The 17644-nt window shown below is 37.6% G+C and carries 12 protein-coding genes; 1 reads left to right on the forward strand and 11 read right to left on the reverse strand.

The genetic code is table 11. From position 1 onward, the window contains the following. Positions 1 to 3: 3 nt before the first annotated feature. From AEQSU_RS04385 to AEQSU_RS04430, 10 genes are all read right to left on the reverse strand, one after another. The gene (locus AEQSU_RS04385) at positions 4 to 1335 is read right to left on the reverse strand and encodes a cytochrome P450 (protein ID WP_014781652.1); all 1332 of its coding nucleotides are present in this window, start codon (positions 1333 to 1335) and stop codon (positions 4 to 6) included. Between the two features lie 9 nt (positions 1336 to 1344). Next, positions 1345 to 2367 carry a Holliday junction branch migration DNA helicase RuvB gene (ruvB, locus tag AEQSU_RS04390; protein ID WP_014781653.1) on the reverse strand — a complete coding sequence of 341 codons (1023 nt, stop codon included), beginning with the start codon at positions 2365 to 2367 and terminating at the stop codon, positions 1345 to 1347. A gap of 197 nt (positions 2368 to 2564) precedes the next feature. Continuing rightward, a complete protein-coding gene (locus AEQSU_RS04395) occupies positions 2565 to 4397 on the reverse strand; it encodes a cytochrome c oxidase subunit I (protein WP_014781654.1) in 1833 nt (610 codons plus the stop codon). Between the two features lie 21 nt (positions 4398 to 4418). Further along, the gene (locus AEQSU_RS04400; RefSeq protein ID WP_014781655.1) at positions 4419 to 5486 is read right to left on the reverse strand and encodes a cytochrome c oxidase subunit II; all 1068 of its coding nucleotides are present in this window, start codon (positions 5484 to 5486) and stop codon (positions 4419 to 4421) included. Between the two features lie 29 nt (positions 5487 to 5515). Next, the gene (locus AEQSU_RS04405; protein WP_014781656.1) at positions 5516 to 6892 is read right to left on the reverse strand and encodes a hypothetical protein; all 1377 of its coding nucleotides are present in this window, start codon (positions 6890 to 6892) and stop codon (positions 5516 to 5518) included. A 26-nt stretch (positions 6893 to 6918) separates the two neighbouring features. After that, complete coding sequence (locus tag AEQSU_RS04410; RefSeq protein ID WP_014781657.1) at positions 6919 to 7599, reverse strand: c-type cytochrome; 681 nt, start codon at positions 7597 to 7599, stop codon at positions 6919 to 6921. Beyond that, complete coding sequence (locus tag AEQSU_RS04415; protein WP_014781658.1) at positions 7583 to 8119, reverse strand: DUF3341 domain-containing protein; 537 nt, start codon at positions 8117 to 8119, stop codon at positions 7583 to 7585. Before AEQSU_RS04415 ends, AEQSU_RS04410 begins: the two co-directional genes overlap by 17 nt. A gap of 2 nt (positions 8120 to 8121) precedes the next feature. Further along, complete coding sequence (gene nrfD / locus AEQSU_RS04420; protein WP_014781659.1) at positions 8122 to 9924, reverse strand: NrfD/PsrC family molybdoenzyme membrane anchor subunit; 1803 nt, start codon at positions 9922 to 9924, stop codon at positions 8122 to 8124. Between the two features lie 37 nt (positions 9925 to 9961). Next, positions 9962 to 13027, reverse strand: coding sequence for a TAT-variant-translocated molybdopterin oxidoreductase (locus tag AEQSU_RS04425; RefSeq protein ID WP_014781660.1), 3066 nt, complete (start codon positions 13025 to 13027; stop codon positions 9962 to 9964). Positions 13028 to 13057: 30 nt separating this feature from the next. After that, complete coding sequence (locus tag AEQSU_RS04430) at positions 13058 to 14380, reverse strand: c-type cytochrome (RefSeq protein WP_014781661.1); 1323 nt, start codon at positions 14378 to 14380, stop codon at positions 13058 to 13060. A gap of 223 nt (positions 14381 to 14603) precedes the next feature. Between AEQSU_RS04430 and AEQSU_RS04435 the strand changes: the two genes are divergently transcribed. Further along, the gene (locus AEQSU_RS04435; RefSeq protein WP_014781662.1) at positions 14604 to 14999 is read left to right on the forward strand and encodes an SPOR domain-containing protein; all 396 of its coding nucleotides are present in this window, start codon (positions 14604 to 14606) and stop codon (positions 14997 to 14999) included. 4 nt (positions 15000 to 15003) lie between these two features. Here AEQSU_RS04435 and AEQSU_RS04440 read toward each other — a convergent pair whose 3' ends face one another. Beyond that, on the reverse strand, positions 15004 to 17511 hold the full coding sequence (locus AEQSU_RS04440) for a DUF5916 domain-containing protein (RefSeq protein ID WP_014781663.1): 2508 nt from the start codon (positions 17509 to 17511) through the stop codon (positions 15004 to 15006). Positions 17512 to 17644 lie beyond the last annotated feature (133 nt).

Here is a 17644-nt window from a genome sequence, read left to right on the forward strand (position 1 = left end):
TTTTTATCTGAAATTAAATTCTAAAATTGCGTTTTTCGGTTTAAGTGTAATAAGCGGTTTCATTTCAATCGAGGTTTTCTTTTCCGCAATTTTATAGGTTTTTATTATTTCGGCTATTGCCAAAATCATTTCGTACATCGCAAAATTATTGCCAATACACATTCGCGGCCCCGCACCAAAAGGAAAATATTGTCCAGAAAAATGGTTAGGATTTACGTCGGAAAATCGCTCGGGTCTAAATTTTTGAGGTTCTTCCCAATTTGCTGGATTGGTATGAATTTCTAGTAGTGAAAATAGCAAGTTGGAATTTTTCGGGATAAACATGCCATCAAATTCGTCATTCTCAATATTTACACGATCTATAAAATATGCAGGCGGATAAAGGCGCAGTGATTCTTCAATTACATTTTTCGTAAACGATAGGTTTTTTATAAAATCCATTAAAGTTTCCGAATTGACTTCAGCAAAAATTACTTCTTCAAAAAGTTTTTCTTGAATATCTGGATTACGAGCTAATAATTCGCAAGTAAAAGTCAGCGCGTTTGATGTGGTTTCGTGACCCGCAGTAAATAAAATTAATATTTCATCAATTAGCTGTCTGTCTTCCATGACGCTTCCATCTTCATATCTTGCATCCAACAACATATCTAGCAAATCATCTTCTCGCTTTCCAGAATTTCTTCTTTCGTATACGAGTTTCATCAAAATTGCTCTTGCTTCCTCAGTTTCGGCAATATGTTTTTTAATGGTTCCGCTCAGTTTGAACCACCAGATTAAATAGGGCTGCCGCAATTCCTTCACCAACATTTGCTGGGCTGCTTCGGTTATATTTTGAAGTTTATTTATTTCCTTTTGATTAACCGCACTGCTAAAAAGTGATTTTACAACCGTTTGAAAAGCAAGATCGTTGAAAACGGGGAAAATATCCTTTGGCTTTCCAGTTTCAATTTTAGTAAGCTCCAGTTTTATTGCACTATTAATAGTGTCTAACAAATTAATTAATTGTTTTTTATGGAATGCTGGCTGAATAAGTTTTCTTTGCTTTTGCCAAAGTTCTCCTTCAGAAGTTAAAAGGCCGTGACCTACATACTTTGCGAGATCTCTGGTTTGGATGGGCGATTTTGTGTAATTTCTATGATTTTTTTGAAGTGCATATTGCGCCAAACCAGCATCGCGAGAAAAAATAACCGACTTTCCAAAACCTAGTTTTAATCGAAAAGTATCTCCTTTGGTTTCAAAATTTTTATGATGAAACGGTAAAGGATTTTTGAGAATCTGTATGGAATGAGTAAGAAACCGGAAAGCAGACACCGAAGGTATTTTCTTTGCTTTCATACTATTATTTTAAAAAAGTTTGTCTTGCGTCGGCCCTTTCAATTTCCCTAAATGTATATAGGCAGCTTCGGTAACTTCACGGCCACGAGGAGTTCTCATTATAAATCCTTGCTGGATTAAAAATGGTTCGTAAACTTCTTCAATTGTTTCGGGGCTTTCAGAAACGGCAGTTGCAATAGTGCTAATACCAACAGGACCGCCTTTAAATTTTTCAATAATTGTTAAAAGGATTTTATTGTCCATTTCATCAAGGCCAAAAGCGTCAACGTGCAAGGCTTCCAAACCATATTTTGCGATTTGGATATCTATTTTTCCGTTTCCTTTTATTTGTGCGAAATCTCGGATTCTTCGTAAAAGTGCATTTGCAATTCGCGGCGTGCCACGACTTCGTCCGGCTATTTCAATTGCTGCTTCCATAGTGATTGGAACGTTCAGAATTCCAGCGCTTCGCTGTAAAATCGTGGTGAGAAGTTCAGTTGTGTAATATTGTAATCTTGATGAAATTCCAAAACGGGCACGCATCGGCGCGGTCAATAATCCCGAACGTGTGGTTGCGCCAATAAGTGTGAATGGGTTTAGATTGATTTGTACCGAACGGGCGTTTGGTCCCGATTCAATCATAATATCTATCTTGTAATCTTCCATCGCGGAGTAGAGATATTCTTCCACAATTGGACTTAGACGATGGATTTCATCAATAAAAAGAACATCGCGTTCATCCAGATTTGTGAGCAATCCAGCCAAATCCCCTGGTTTATCAAGTACTGGACCTGAAGTAACACGGATATTTACGTTAAGTTCATTGGCTAAAATATATGCTAAGGTAGTTTTTCCTAATCCTGGAGGACCATGAAACAAGGTGTGATCCAAAGCTTCAGAACGTAAATTTGCAGCTTGCACAAAGATTTGAAGATTCTCCAGAGCTTGATCTTGACCAGTGAAATCATCAAAACTGAGCGGACGTAGTTTTTTTTCTATGTCCAGTTCCTGTGGCGAGAGGTTTTCTCCTGTGGGATCGAGGTGTTCGTTCATAAAACAAATATAGGAAATCGGGCAATAGAACTTCGGTAATTTCAATATTGAAATTCAAAGGAATTCTTCATAATAAGCAATGAACTACTATTATTGAATAAAAACTTAAATTTAATAAAAAACCGAGAAAAAAGAGGATATTAAAAAGCCCTTTCAGTTTTGAAAGGGCTCTAAATAGTTTAAGTCAGAATTTCGTATTAGTGATCTAATTCATCCTCATTATCCTGAAGCGGAACGTTCTGAGGAATAAAGTCTTGACCAGCAATCACAAAATCTGTTTCATCTTTGTTAAGCTTACTATAATCATAAGGCCAACGATAAACGTGTGGAATTGGTCCATCCCAGTTACCGTGAATGTGTTTTCTCTCTGCAGTCCATTCTAAAGTTGTGGCATTCCAAGGGTTTTTTGGGCCCATTTTTCCATAGAACATAGAGTGAATAAAGTTGTACAAGAAGACAACTTGAACCGATATGGTTAAGATAGCGAAAATTGTCATCACCACGTTTATATCTGCTAAATCATCAAAGTATGGAAAGTTTGTGTTAGTGTAATACCTACGTGGAAGTCCCGCCAATCCAACAAAGTGCATTGGGAAAAATATTCCATAGGCACCAATGGATGTTACCCAAAAGTGAATATACCCAAGTTTTTTGTTCATCATTCTACCTTCAAACATTATTGGGAACCAATGGTAAACTCCAGCTAAAAATCCATAAGCGGCAGAAATACCCATCACCAAGTGAAAGTGAGCAACAATGAAGTAGGTATCGTGTATGTTAATATCCAAAGCACTATCACCCATAATTATTCCCGTTAATCCTCCAGTTATGAAAGTGGAAACGAAAGCTATACACCATAGTAGTGCCACGTTCATTTGCAGTTTTCCACGCCATAAAGTAGTTATCCAGTTAAAGGATTTTACTGCGGAAGGAATTGCAATCAAAAGTGTTGTAAATGTAAATACAGATCCTAAAAATGGGTTCATCCCTGATATAAACATATGGTGACCCCAAACAATAGTAGATAAGAAAGCAATAGTTAAAAGAGAAGCTACCATCGCTCGATATCCGAAAATAGGTTTTCGTGAGTTGGTTGCCATAATTTCGGAAACAATTCCCATTGCGGGAAGAATCACGATATAAACTTCTGGGTGTCCAAGAAACCAAAATAGGTGTTCAAACAATACAGGTGAACCTCCTTGATGATGCAGGACTTCACCAGCAATATAGATATCTGATAAGAAGAAGGATGTTCCAAAACTTCTATCCATTACCAACATTAAAACTGCTGAAAAAAGAACAGGGAAAGAGACTACACCAATAATAGCGGTTAAAAAGAAAGACCAAACTGTAAGTGGAAGCCTAGTCATAGACATTCCCTTAGTTCTAAGATTCAGAACCGTAACAATAAAGTTAAGTGAACCCAGCAATGATGCTGCAATAAATATTGCCATTGAAATTAACCATAGAGTCATACCAGTACCTGAGCCAGGAATGGCCTGAGGCAAAGCACTTAATGGCGGATAAATAGTCCAACCCGCAGAAGCTGGTCCAGCTTCCACAAATAATGATCCAAGCATTATAACACTAGATATAAAGAACAACCAAAAGGAAACCATATTAAGGAATCCAGATGCCATATCTCTTGCTCCAATTTGCAGTGGAATAAGTAGGTTACTGAACGTTCCGCTCAATCCCGCGGTCAAAACAAAGAACACCATTATGGTTCCGTGAATGGTAACTAAGGCTAAGTAAACACTTGGATCCATAACGCCGTCCGCTCCCCATTTTCCTAATAATACTTCAAAAATTGTAAACTTGTGGTCTGGCCAGGCAAGTTGCAATCTGAACAATAAAGACATCAATATACCGATTACACCCATAAATATACCGGTAATCATATATTGCTTAGAGATCATTTTATGATCTATACTAAATATATATTTAGTTACAAATGTTTCTTTATGATGATGCCCGTGATCGTCATCGTGATGACCTTCTACTGCTTGGACCTGTGCGTTTGCTGACATATCTTTTTAAACTAATATTATTTAATTTTCTTTGCTAAGTTGTTCTGCCAAAGTAGGCTGCTCTGCTAACCAGGCTTTATAATCTTCTTCAGATTCTACTATTATATTCATTTGCATGTTGTAGTGACTAATTCCACAAATTTTGTTACAAAGAAGTAGATAATCAAATTGATAAGGTTCCAAAGCTTCTTCTCCACCCGCTACAAGAGCTTTGCTTTTTTCGGATCTTATGTTATTGATATTTGTCACTTTTTCAATTATGTGGTCATTTTGCCGCATCTCTTCAGTAGTGATCGTTGGTGTAAAGGCAAATTGAGTAATCATTCCTGGAACACAGTTCATCTGGGCTCTAAAGTGTGGCATATATGCTGAGTGAAGCACATCCTGAGAACGCATTTTAATCAATACTTTTCTGCCTACTGGCAAATGCATTTCAGTTACAATTTTATCATCCTGTCCGTTTGGATCTCCAGCATCTACACCTAGTTGATTGATACCTTTAATTAAACGAACGTTAGCCTCTCCTAATGTATTATCGTTTCCGCCGTAGCGAACTTTCCAGTTAAACTGTTGCGCATAAAGCTCAACAATTAACGGATCGTCATCTTTATCAACATTCATAATATCTGTCCAAGTAAACAAGCCATAAATTATGAGTCCAGCCAAAGTAATTACAGGAACAATAGTCCATATAAATTCTAATTTATCATTATCAGCATAGAATGTTGCTCGTTTTACCACATTGCCTCGATAGATGAAAGCAAAATAGTGCAATACACCTTGTGTAATAATGCCCACAAAGAAAATGAGAATCATAGAAATCAACATTAGATTATCTATTTGGGCTCCATGCTCAGATCCAGATTCAGGCAAAAGAGTATCTCCCCATAACCAAAAGCTAAGAATAGCAAGAATATAGATGAAAGCCAAAAAGCCCATCATCAAATAACCTTGTGTGTTATTGTCCTTATCCGAAGCTATTTCGGAATTGAGGGTTGGCTTTATTTTTGCCAATTGGAAGATCCTGTTCATTTGCCAAACAGAGATTCCAAAAAGAATGATTACTAATACAACTAAAAATGCGGTCATCTTTACAATTTCTTCTTTAAACTAAATGATTAAAAATGGTAGTTTTCACTTTCTTTAATGAATGGGTCATTTTCCGGTTTTAGTGATACTTTTCCAAGTCCCATTCCAACAACAAATATAAAAAGTCCCATAAAAAATAATAAGGCTGCTATTTCTGGAATTCCAAAACTCCAATTATGGCCTACGGTTGACGGCATAACTAAAAGGAAAACATCAATATAGTGTCCTACCAAAACAAATACCGCAGCAATCACAACAAACCATGGGATTCTCTTGTAATCACTATTCATCAATACTAAAATAGGAAATACAAAATTAAGGATAAGCATTCCGAAAAACAAGCCTTGATATTCTTGAATTCTAATAATAAAATAAGTCACTTCTTCTGGGATGTTAGCGTACCATATTAACATGAATTGTCCGAACCATAAATAGGTCCAAAAAATACTGAATGCAAAAATATATTTCCCAAGATCGTGAAGATGCTTATCGCTCACAAATGGTATGAGTCCAAGTCCTTTTAAATGTATCGTTACTAAGGCAATAACCGTAATTCCAGATACAAACATAGTTGCGAATATATACCAAGCGAATAGTGTGCTGTACCAGTGTGGCGTCATAGACATAAACCAGTCCCAAGACATTGTTGCTTCTGTTACTAAGAAGAATATAAGGAAAAATACTGAAGCCTTAAAGTTCTTTCTGTAATGGTCGTAATTATTAGCTCCTGCTTGCGCTAATGAATTTCTTCTTGAAAAATAACGGTAAAGATTCCAACCTAAAATGTAAATTACACCTCTAATAAGGAAGAAAGGGAAATTCAAATATCCAGATTTGTCTTGTAATATTTTATCTCCTGCAACCAATTCGTGATCTTGCCAAGGATAAAAATGAGTTCCCGCAAAAACAACAATTAAAAATACAATTACAGATCCAGGCAGCAAGTAAGCCGTAATTCCTTCCATAATTCTATAAAGAACTGGAGACCATCCTGCTTGAGAAGCAAACTGAATAGCATAAAAAACGAGCACACCTAAAGCGATCATCATAAAGAAGAATGCAGCAACGAAGGTTGCTGACCAAGGTCTAGTTTGTAATTGATGCAAAACGTGTTCTTCGTGTGAAGCTGCGCCGTGACCCTCTGCTTTTAAATCGGTTGCGTGTTCCATAGCAGCTCCAGAATATCCTTCTTCACCACGAGCTTCATCAACAAAATTCGCTGTGTCAGCTCCATCTTGACCGTCCACTGCGTGGCCCTCACCGTGATGACTTTCTTGTTCGGCCATGATTTTTCTAACATCGTCGATTGTTTTGGGTGTGGTCAAAAACCCAAAGATTATTCCTACAAGTCCTAAGACCATTAGAATAATAGAAAACAGTTTTAATTTAGTTGGTAGCGTATACATATCTTTAGCTATTCTCTTTTAAATCTTTATTTAGGTTCCAATTCAGAAGCTGTGTTTGCAACTGCTGGATTCGTTTCCACTTTAGTACTATCGGACATTGCCCCAGCTTTTGAAGTTTCCAGAACTCCTGGTTCTCCGTTAAGTGCTGCTTTTAAATCCATAACGTGCATTGCTATTTGCCAGCGCTCCTTTTCATTAGTTTGTGAAGCATAAGAGCCCATTGCATTCAAACCATAGATCTCTACGTGATAAATACCTCCTGGCACAATATTACGTCCTGCATCTGCATAGCTCGGAATTCCTAGAAACTTTTCGCGTGTTGCCAAAATTCCTTTACCATCACCTTTATCTCCGTGACAAACGGCGCAATAAACAGTATATAACTGATTACCTACAGCTAGGTTTTCTTCAGTTACCTCGTAAGGGTTTTTTAACTCAGCTTTAGCCAATTCCAGTCCTTCTGTACTATCATCATAGTCATAGGGAACAAAGCCTCTTGGCACTGTATTTTTCACTGGCAGCATTGCTTCTTGCTGATCCGGGAAAATTCCATACTCTCCATAGGTTTCATAACCTACAGGTTCATACATATTTGGGAAATACTGATAGTTAGGTTTTTTGTCATTAAAACAAGAAACCATAACTATAGCGGCAAAAATTGCGATCGCTATGTTTTTAAATGTCTTCATATTAGTGGTCGTGCTCATTTTCAATTAAACTAATCTCTGATGCGCCTGTATCATACAAGAATTTTGAAAGCTTCTCTACATCGTGGTTGTCCGCATCAACTTCCATTAAAAAACGGTCATCTGTGGTACGTGGATCAGGATTTTCTGCCTTTTTGAATGGCCATAGCTTACTTCTCATATAAAAAGTGATTACCATTAAATGCCCAGCAAAAAATACAGTAAGCTCAAACATAATAGGTATAAAGGTCGGCATGTTTTGGTAGAACGTAAAACTTGGTTTACCCCCTATGTTTTGTGGCCAATCATCAATCATCATATAATTCATCATCGCCATAGCAACAGCCAAACCAACCAAACCATAAAGAAATGAGGTTATGGCAATTCGAGTTGGCGCCAACCCTACAGCGTGATCCAAACCATGCACGGGGAAAGGTGTAAATACCTCCGAAATATGATAGTTTGCCGCACGTGTTTGTTTAACGGCCTGCATCAACAGGTCATCGTCTGTATAAATTGCGTGTATCTTTGTTGCAGCCATAATTAGTTTTTGTTTTTTAATAGTAGTGCTTGTCCAGCCCAATCGTCGCGTTTGGCTCTTCCTGGGAAATCACTAATTATCTCATCCAATAAATCGTATTCGCGGTCGGTCATTCTACTTACCTGCTCAAAGGTGAAAATACCTAACTGATGGAGTTTTTGTTCCATAATAGGACCAACTCCTCTAATTTTCTTAAGATTATCTTGCTTTTGAACTGCCGGATCAAAAGTACCCACTCTGCTAAGTAAGTTATCAATTTTTCCTTTATGAAATTCGTAATCAACTACATTGTTTTCAACATCTTCATCTTCTGCATCATCAAAAACAGTATCAAAATGTTTTCCTTCCACGTTAGAGGCTGGTCCAGCATCTGCAGGATATTCTTCTACAGTTTGTACGTGACTTGCATCGTCACCGTGCTCGGCTCGTAATCTTTTGAAAGATTCACCAGAAGACTTCAAGATTGTTTTTACCTCTGCTTGTGCAATCACAGGGAAAGTACGAGCATAAAGAAGGAAAAGAACAAAGAAGAAACCAATGGTTCCCATAAACGTTCCTATATCTACAAAGGTAGGTTGAAACATAGCCCAAGAAGAAGTTAATCTATCTTTTGTAATGTTAACCACAATAATATCAAAACGTTCAAACCACATTCCTATATTAATGATTAATGCTACGAAGAATGTATACATAATATTTCTTCTTAAAGCTTTTACCCAAAGTGTAAGAGGCACAATAAAGTTACAAGTTATCAATGCCCAGAATGCCCACCAATAGGGCCCTGTCGCAGCACCGAAGGATAAATAGGTGTAATTTTCATAAGGCACACCAGAATACCAACCTATAAAGAACTCTATAGCATAAGCAACGGTTACAATTCCACCAGTTAGTAGAATAACCTTATTCATATATTCAATATGTAAAACTGTAATGTAGCTTTCTAAGTGCGAAACTTTTCGCATAATAATAAGAAGTGTTTGCACCATTGCAAACCCAGAGAAAATTGCACCTGCCACAAAATAAGGCGGATAAATGGTACTGTGCCATCCTGGAACTACTGAAGTAGCAAAGTCAAAGGATACAATAGTGTGTACCGAAAGCACCAAAGGAGTTGCTAAACCTGCCAAAACAAGTGAAACTTCTTCAAAACGTTGCCAGTCTTTTACGCGACCACTCCATCCGAAACTTAGGATTCCGTATATTTTCTTTTGAAAAGGGCTATCCGTTCTATCGCGAATCATCGCAAAATCAGGAAGCAATCCTGTCCACCAAAATACTAATGATATAGAAAGATACGTTGAAATTGCAAATACATCCCAAAGCAATGGCGAGTTGAAGTTTACCCAAAGCGAACCAAATTGATTCGGAATAGGAAGTACCCAATATGCCAACCATGGACGACCCATGTGAATAATCGGAAATAAACCTGCTTGTACAACTGCGAAGATTGTCATTGCCTCGGCAGAGCGGTTAACGGCCATTCTCCATTTTTGACGGAAAAGCAACAATACCGCTGAAATCAATGTTCCGGCGTGACCAATACCTACCCACCAAACGAAGTTAGTAATATCCCAAGCCCATCCAACGGTCTTGTTCAATCCCCAAACCCCAATTCCTGTTGAGATGGTATAGATGATGCAACCCAATCCCCATAAAAATGCTACAAGGGCAATGGTAAAAACAATCCACCAAGATTTATTGGCCTTTCCCAGAACGGGTGCCCCAACATCTACACTGATGTCATGATAGGACTTTTCTCCCAGAACCAAAGGCTCTCTTATAGGTGCTTCGTAATGTGACGACATATTTAATTCTTAAATAATTGGTTCTTGATTAAATTTTTTATGCTTCCGAAGTATTCTTCACAATCATGTGATAGAAAACATTCGGTTTTGTACCTACATTTTCCAAAAGATAATACATACGGTCATCGTTCTTCAACTTTAATATTTCGGATTCTTCATCATTTACATCTCCAAATACCATTGCTCCAGTTTCGCAGGCACTTGAACAAGCTGTATGGAATTCACCATCTTTAATTGCTCTTCCATCACGCTTGGCATCGAGTATTGTTTTTTGAGTCATTTGGATACACATTGAACATTTCTCCATAACCCCACGAGAACGAACCACCACATCTGGGTTAAGCACCATTCTTCCAAGGTCATTGTTCATGTTGTAATCGAATTCATCATTTTCGTTATATAAAAACCAGTTGAAACGACGTACTTTATAAGGACAGTTGTTTGCGCAATAACGCGTTCCCACACAACGGTTGTAGGCCATTTGGTTTTGTCCTTGGCGTCCGTGTGATGTTGCTGCTACAGGACAAACAGTTTCGCAAGGTGCGTGATTACAGTGCTGACACATAACTGGTTGGAAAGCAACTTGCGGATTTTCGTAAGCTGGTTGCTCTACCACATCATAAGCATCAAAAGCCGGAAGATTTTCTAACGTCTCAATTTCCTCTTGGAAAGTTTCACCAGCAGAATAATATCTATCAATACGCAACCAGTGCATATCGCGGAATTTTCTAACTTCATCTTTTCCAACTACAGGCACATTGTTTTCTGCGTGACAAGCAATAACACAAGCGCCACAACCAGTGCAAGCATTTAGATCTATGGAAAGATTGAAATGAGGCCCAACTGTATCATCAAAAGGACTCCAAATATCTGCCTTTTTATCACGAATCTCGATTGGAGCGTGATCATAATCCACAACTGGAACAGCATTCCACTCGCTTATATTTTTTGTGTTGAATATTTCTAAAGTAGTGTCCTTAATAATATCATTACTACGACCTGCCATAGTGCTCTGTAACTGAACACAAGCAAATTCGTGCGTTCCGCTTGTTTTTTCGATATTCACTTTTTGAACTTCTGAAAAGTTTTGATATAATGGATATGCATTTAAGCCTGTCTGCATTTCTTCTTGAATAGCAGCAGTTTTACCATAACCTAAAGCCAAACCAACAGAACCTTTAGCCTGTCCTGGTTGGATGATTACAGGAACTTTTTCCAATTTAACATTGCCCAATGTTATATTTACATAACTTCCGTTCAATGCACCGTTGGAAACGTGATAATTTTCAAGATCCAAAGCTTCTGCATCAGCTGCAGAAATAGTAAGATAGTTATCCCAAGATGCTCTAGTTATAGGGTCTGGAAATTCTTGCAACCAAGGGTTATTGGCTTGTTGTCCATCTCCCAAACCAGTTGACGTATATAAAGTAAGTTCATAACCTCCTTCTTGAGAAAGAGCAGCAAAAGCACCATTAGAAGTACTTTGTTCCATTTCGCCAACGCCTTCAGCAGCAGGATTTACTTCTTCCATTGTCATTTCAGCAGTACTCGCTAAAACCCCAGATTCCAAAGCTTTGTTCCAAGAACCTCCTTCTAAAATAGAAGAAGTCCAATTCTCCTTTATATAATCGTAATATTTTTTTGAATTACCAGTCCATTGCAACAAACAGTCCTGAAATTGACGTGTGTTAAAAAGCGGACGAATGGTTGGCTGAACAAGGCTATATGTGCCTTTTTTAATCTGTACATCACCCCAAGATTCTAGGTAATGTGGTGTTGCAGCAACCATTTTTGCCAAAGAAGCAGTTTCATCATGCTTCATTGAGAAGGCGAGACTCATTTCAAGTTTTTGATATGCTTCTGCGAATTCTTTATTATTTGGAAATGAATAAACTGGGTTTACACCAATTGTAATCAAACCTTTAATGCTTCCAGAAACAACGCCATTAATAACGTTCATCACTTCGCTATTGCTTCCTTTTCTGGTAAGCAATGGCTTATTAACGTCTAGCGCTTCACTATTAGCATTAAAACTTAAAGCCAAAGTTTGTGATTCAACGTCTGGTAAACTAGTTACTAATAATGCTCTGCTTCCAGCTTTTTGAAGTTGTGCTTTTGCTTTATTTACTGCATCAACGATATTTTCTGGCAAACCTGAAGCACTTCCTCCTGTCAATGCTTTCACAACCTGCATTTGTTGAGAAGGTGTTGCAAGAACACGTTTATCTGCTTTACCACCTGTTAGGGTTAAGTTAGCTTCAAACTGAACGTGTCTGGAAATTTTTCCGTTTTTAGGAACTCTACCTTTCGCGTAGCCTTTGCTGTAGCTTCCTCCTTGCCAATCTCCTAAGAAATCTGCACCAACAGAAACAATTACATCAGCTTTTGAAAAATCATAATCTGGTAAAGCGCGAGCTCCGTATTTATTTTGAAAAGCGTCCAAAGCACCTGAACAAGAAACGGTGTCATAAACAACGTGACGTATGTTTGGATACTTAGCGGTAAATTCTGAAATTAATTTTGAAGCAGATGGACTTGCAAATGTTTGCGTAAGAAGAACAACATCCTTTCCAAGCATTTCATTCATCTTCTGCGCAACAGCAGTATCAAATTCTGTCCAGCTAACTTCAGCACCGTCCACCATTGGGCCGGTTAATCTGTTTTTATCATATAATGAAAGAACCGAAGCATGTACTCGTCCGTTTACGCTACCTCCGTTCACTGCTAAATCATTTCTTTCAATCTTAATAGGACGACCTTCACGTGTTTTAACCAAAACATTAGCGAAATCGAAACCATCGGCCATTGTTGAAGCGTAGTAGTTTGCTACTCCAGGAACAATTTCATCCGGCAAAACAACGTACGGAATTGATTTAACCACAGGTCCTTCACAAGCAGCCAAAGTTGCAGCAGCTGTAGAAAAACCTACATATTTTAAGAAATCACGACGTGTGGTTGAAGAAGATTCCAACGCACCTTTATTGCTAAGAAATTCGTCCGTTGGTATTTCGGTTACAAATTCATTGTCTTGTAGCGCCTTAACAATTGCGCTGTCTTCGTTCAGCTCCTCAACACTTTTCCAGTATTTCTTGTTTGATGCCATATTAGTATATGTAATAATCTTTTTAATTAATTAATAGTGACATTTGCCACATTCAATCCCGCCCATTTCGGCGATTGTAAGTTTTTCAACACCATACTTTTTAGAAAGCTCTTCGTGTATTTTGGCGTAATATTCATTGTTTTCCAGATTCACGTTGGTTTCTTTATGGCAACTAATACACCATCCCATTGTAAGTGGCGCAAACTGCTCAACAATTTCCATTTCTTGGATTTCACCGTGACAAGTTTGACAAGCCACACCAGCAACAGTTACGTGTTGAGAATGGTTGAAATAAACAAAATCTGGAAGGTTATGAATTCGAACCCATTTAACCGGTTCTGTTTTTCCGGTGTATGCTTGATTTTCGGCGTCCCAACCTACAGCTTTGTAGAGTTTGGCAATTTCGCCATCGTAAAATTCTTTTGAGTATTCTTCTGTAGCTGTTTCTGGAGCAACCTCTCCAATATTTTTGTGGCAGTTCATACAAACATTCAAAGAAGGAATTCCTGAGTGTTTACTTTTTCTCGCCGAACTGTGGCAATAATTACAATCTATTTGGTTATCGCCAGCGTGAATTCTATGTGAATAATGAATTGGTTGAACCGGAGCATATCCTTGATCAATCCCAACTTGCATTAAAAATCCCCAAACAAAATAAGATGCCGAAAGCAATAAAAATAGAGATACTACCAAAACCAAGAATTGATTCTGCACAAAAGCCTTCCAAATAGGAGTGCGTTTTTCTTTTACTTCACTTTCGTAAACAACGCCGTTGGCTTCAGCTATTCTTTTTAATGTATTTGTAACCAAATAAAGCATGATTACCAACAACAAAAAGATAAGCGCTAAAGCACCAATAATTAAGTTGTTTGAAGCACCATCCCCATTTCCTGTAGCAGCTGGAGCAGCTCCATCAGTTGCGGCTACAGCTGGCGCAGCCTTAGGTTGGCTGGTATAAGCCAGAATGTTATCTATATCAGTATCTGATAATGCCGGGAAAGAGGTCATTACCATTTTATTGTTCTCCTCAAAAATCTTTACTGCTTGCGCATCGCCTGAAGCAATAAGACCTTGACTATTTTTTATCCACTTGTGCAACCATTCGCGATCAAATTTATCAGCCACACCTCTAAGAGCGGGACCAACTGCTTTTTTGTCCAATTTATGACAGGCCGCACAATTAGCCTTAAATAAAGCTTCGCCGGCCGCAGCATCACCACCCGAACTAGCAGCAGCGGCCGTAGCCTCTGCAGGTTCATCCTGAGAATATATGGTAGTTGAAAAAGTTAGTAAAAACACTAACAGAAGAAGCGGCAATTTTGAGCGTAGATGTATAAAATTCACCTTTTTCATACTAATTGTTAAATTATAGTCGATTGTTTGGAACAGAAATAGTTATGAATAATTGTAAGCCAAAACGCATTCTATTCTGCAAATAAAGGAGCAAAAATACACTATAAAGTCGATTTTGAAAATGCAAACAAAGTGTTAACTATTAATTTATATCTGTTCTAAATAATAATTTTGCGCTTAGCGAAGTTATTAAGTTTTACATTTGCACTAAAGATACGTTTATATGAATTTAAGAACCTTCCCCAAACTTTTTATTGCCAGCATTTTAATACTATTTGTTTCCGCAACAAGTTTTGCGCAAACTGCAACGCTAACGGTAAATCAAGATTCAAAAATAACGCAACTGCTTAATTTGAAGAAAGGGCTGGAAAAGGATAATAAGCTTTCAGACGGATACACCATTCAATTGTATTACGGAGAATTGGACAAAGCAAACCAAATTTTAAGCAAGTATCGTGGCAGTTTCAGCCATTGGCCAGCTTCCATTGGGTATGAAACACCTAATTTTAAGGTTTGGGCAGGTAATTTTTCTACTCGTATAGAAGCTGAACGTGCATTGATTGAAATTCAAAAAAGCTTTTCTTCTGCTTTTATTTTGAAACCTGAAAGACGGAAATAGCATTTTACCTTCTTAGATTGCTTTCTGTTGAAAAAGCTGATCTATTCATTTTTTCATTCCGTAAACTTTCGTCAATATCTTTTAATTTGTCTTTTGGGCCAAACCAATTTTTAACTCTGTTGTAGTCCAAATAGTAACTTATGCGCAAGGAAAGACTGTTAAGCTGCGGTTCATCGAATAAATTCCTGAAATTGTTTAAAATATTTACGCGTGAATCACCAATATAGCTATCCATTGCATTCCTATATAAGAGGGTGAGTTGGCTTCCTGGCGCAAACCACCAAGAATACCGCAAGTCTATGTTCCAACTGTTGTAAGTGGCATTTTGACTTTCATTGTAAACAGTATTTTCTATTAATTCGCCATCGTTTTGCAAGATTAAAAACTGACTGTATTCCACTTCAGAATAATAATGACGGAAAGCTAGATTGAGCGCCATCTTATTATTAAAAATATACTGGGATTCCAACGAATTTATAAACGTATTCCTGTCGCGCTTTCCGAAAATAATTTCTTCATTAAGCAAATCAACAAAACCTTCTTCTTTGTCAGAAAGTATCACATTGGAATTAAGATACAGTTTCCATTTATCTGAAACACGGTATTGCGGTTTAAATTCAAAACTTAGCTCCCCACGACCTGCTTCATTGTACTTATACCAATCAACATTGACATCTATCGCCAATTTTTTTCTGTAATCTGTAGAAAACCACGCCCAAGGATTATAATAATCCGGCACTTTTACATAGCTACCTTCCACGCGAGGTTCGTAAATATTATTGGTCCCGAAAGGTGTCATTTCAAAACCACCACCGAAGTTGAAGAATTTCTTTGTAGTAAAGCTGGAATTGAAGTTGAAAATAAAGTTACTGTAAAGATCGGTCTCCAACCTTCGGATATAAATTAAGTTGAAGTTTAGATTCAAATTATTCAAAAATCCTTTAGGCTGAAGGTATCGATATCCGTAGTATCCAGAATAATTTATAAAATTTGTTTCGCTTGAATATCCTAGATCATTAATATCATACTCTTTTGTTCTGAAGTTTATTTCACCTGAAACTCTGTGTTTTCCATTTATTTTGGCCATACCAGCGCCGCCTTCCATTCCAAATTTGGTTACATCTTCTTTTACCCAACTTCCTTCTACATTAGCAATATAGTTTAAGGTGTTTTTCTTATTCGTTAAATCCAAATAAAGTCCGGTGGCATTTGCATCCCGAAAATTGCCTTCGCGGATAACGTTTGTGTTTACAAATGACACGGAAGAATTATCGCCGAAACGTTGGTCCAAAACGAAAATATTATAGTTTGCCAATGGCTCTACTAGCTCTTTTCTGGTTTCATTTGTTTCTGTATTCCTAATATTGGCGTAGGTTCTTTCTGTAATTGCATTAAAAATGCCAATTCCCAAATTTCCGTCTGTTCTACCTGAAATTTTAAAAGCATTTATAAGATCTACGGAAGAAGGATAATTTTCAATTTCTTCATTTTCAGAAAGATTTGGGTATGCTGAAGGAAAGCCGCCCACCCTTCTTGAATAAAAAAGATTTCCTTTTGTGAAAAGTTCCGTTCCTTCAGTGAAAAAGCCGCGATTTTCTTCATATTGCGTTTCAAAAGCTGAAAGGTTCAGAACTTCATTATCAAACTTAGACTGTCCAAAATCTGGAATCAAAATCATATCTAGCGTAAAAGCATCGTTGATTCCGTACTTTAAGTCCATTCCACCATTAAAAATGGTCTTGGTCGCGCCGTCATAATCATTTACATAGGCCGAAATATAAGGCTGAAAAGAAAGCCTTGTTGGTGATTGCACATTTTCAATTCCATAGATTTCGCCATCATAAATAGAGTATTCACCTTTGGTATTGTCTATTGGGCTCCAAGTATATCTGGTTCTTGAACGCCGAAATTCCCTTTCCATATTTAAGCCCCACAACTGCGCATTTTTCTTTGGAAATCTTACTTCAGAATAAGGAATGAAAATTTCCGCTACCCAGCCATCGTCATTTATTTGAACGGCGCTGTACCAGATTCCGTTCCATGAAGAATCCTCATTACCATTCGTCATTTTTGCATCATATTGAACGCCGGCAGCGGTAACTATAAACTGTAAACTTTGCTGCCTGTCATTATACCCATTAAGAAGTACGAAGAAAAAATCATCATTTCCAATTCCGTCTCTTTCTGTAAGCTCCTTTAAGATTTTATCGGGTTCTGGATCTTTCATTGTTGCGCCGAAATAGATTCCTAAATCGTCATATACAATTTTCACATCCGTCTTTAAACTATCGGGAATTGGTTTTCCGTTGTTGGGCATGCGTTCCACAAAATCTGTGGCGATTGGTGAGTTTTGCCATATAGCATCGTTTAAAATTCCATCTATTTTTGGAGCATCTGTTATACGCGGAATGGTTATTTTTTTTCTGGGAATGATATCAGAAGTTTGCCCGTTCATAGAAAATCCAACGGCTAAAAATGGTATTAGGAATAAGAGTCTTGAGAAAAAATTCATTTAGAAGGTTTCTTAATAGACACGCAAAAAAATAAAATGTTACAGCTCCATAACAATTTTGGTTAATCATTCTGAAGAAAGTAGATTGTTATACCTACAAGGAGTCCCGCGAAAAGCGGGAGACGCCTTGCAG

The sequence above is a fragment of the Aequorivita sublithincola DSM 14238 genome, assembly GCF_000265385.1.
Lineage (GTDB): Bacteria > Bacteroidota > Bacteroidia > Flavobacteriales > Flavobacteriaceae > Aequorivita > Aequorivita sublithincola.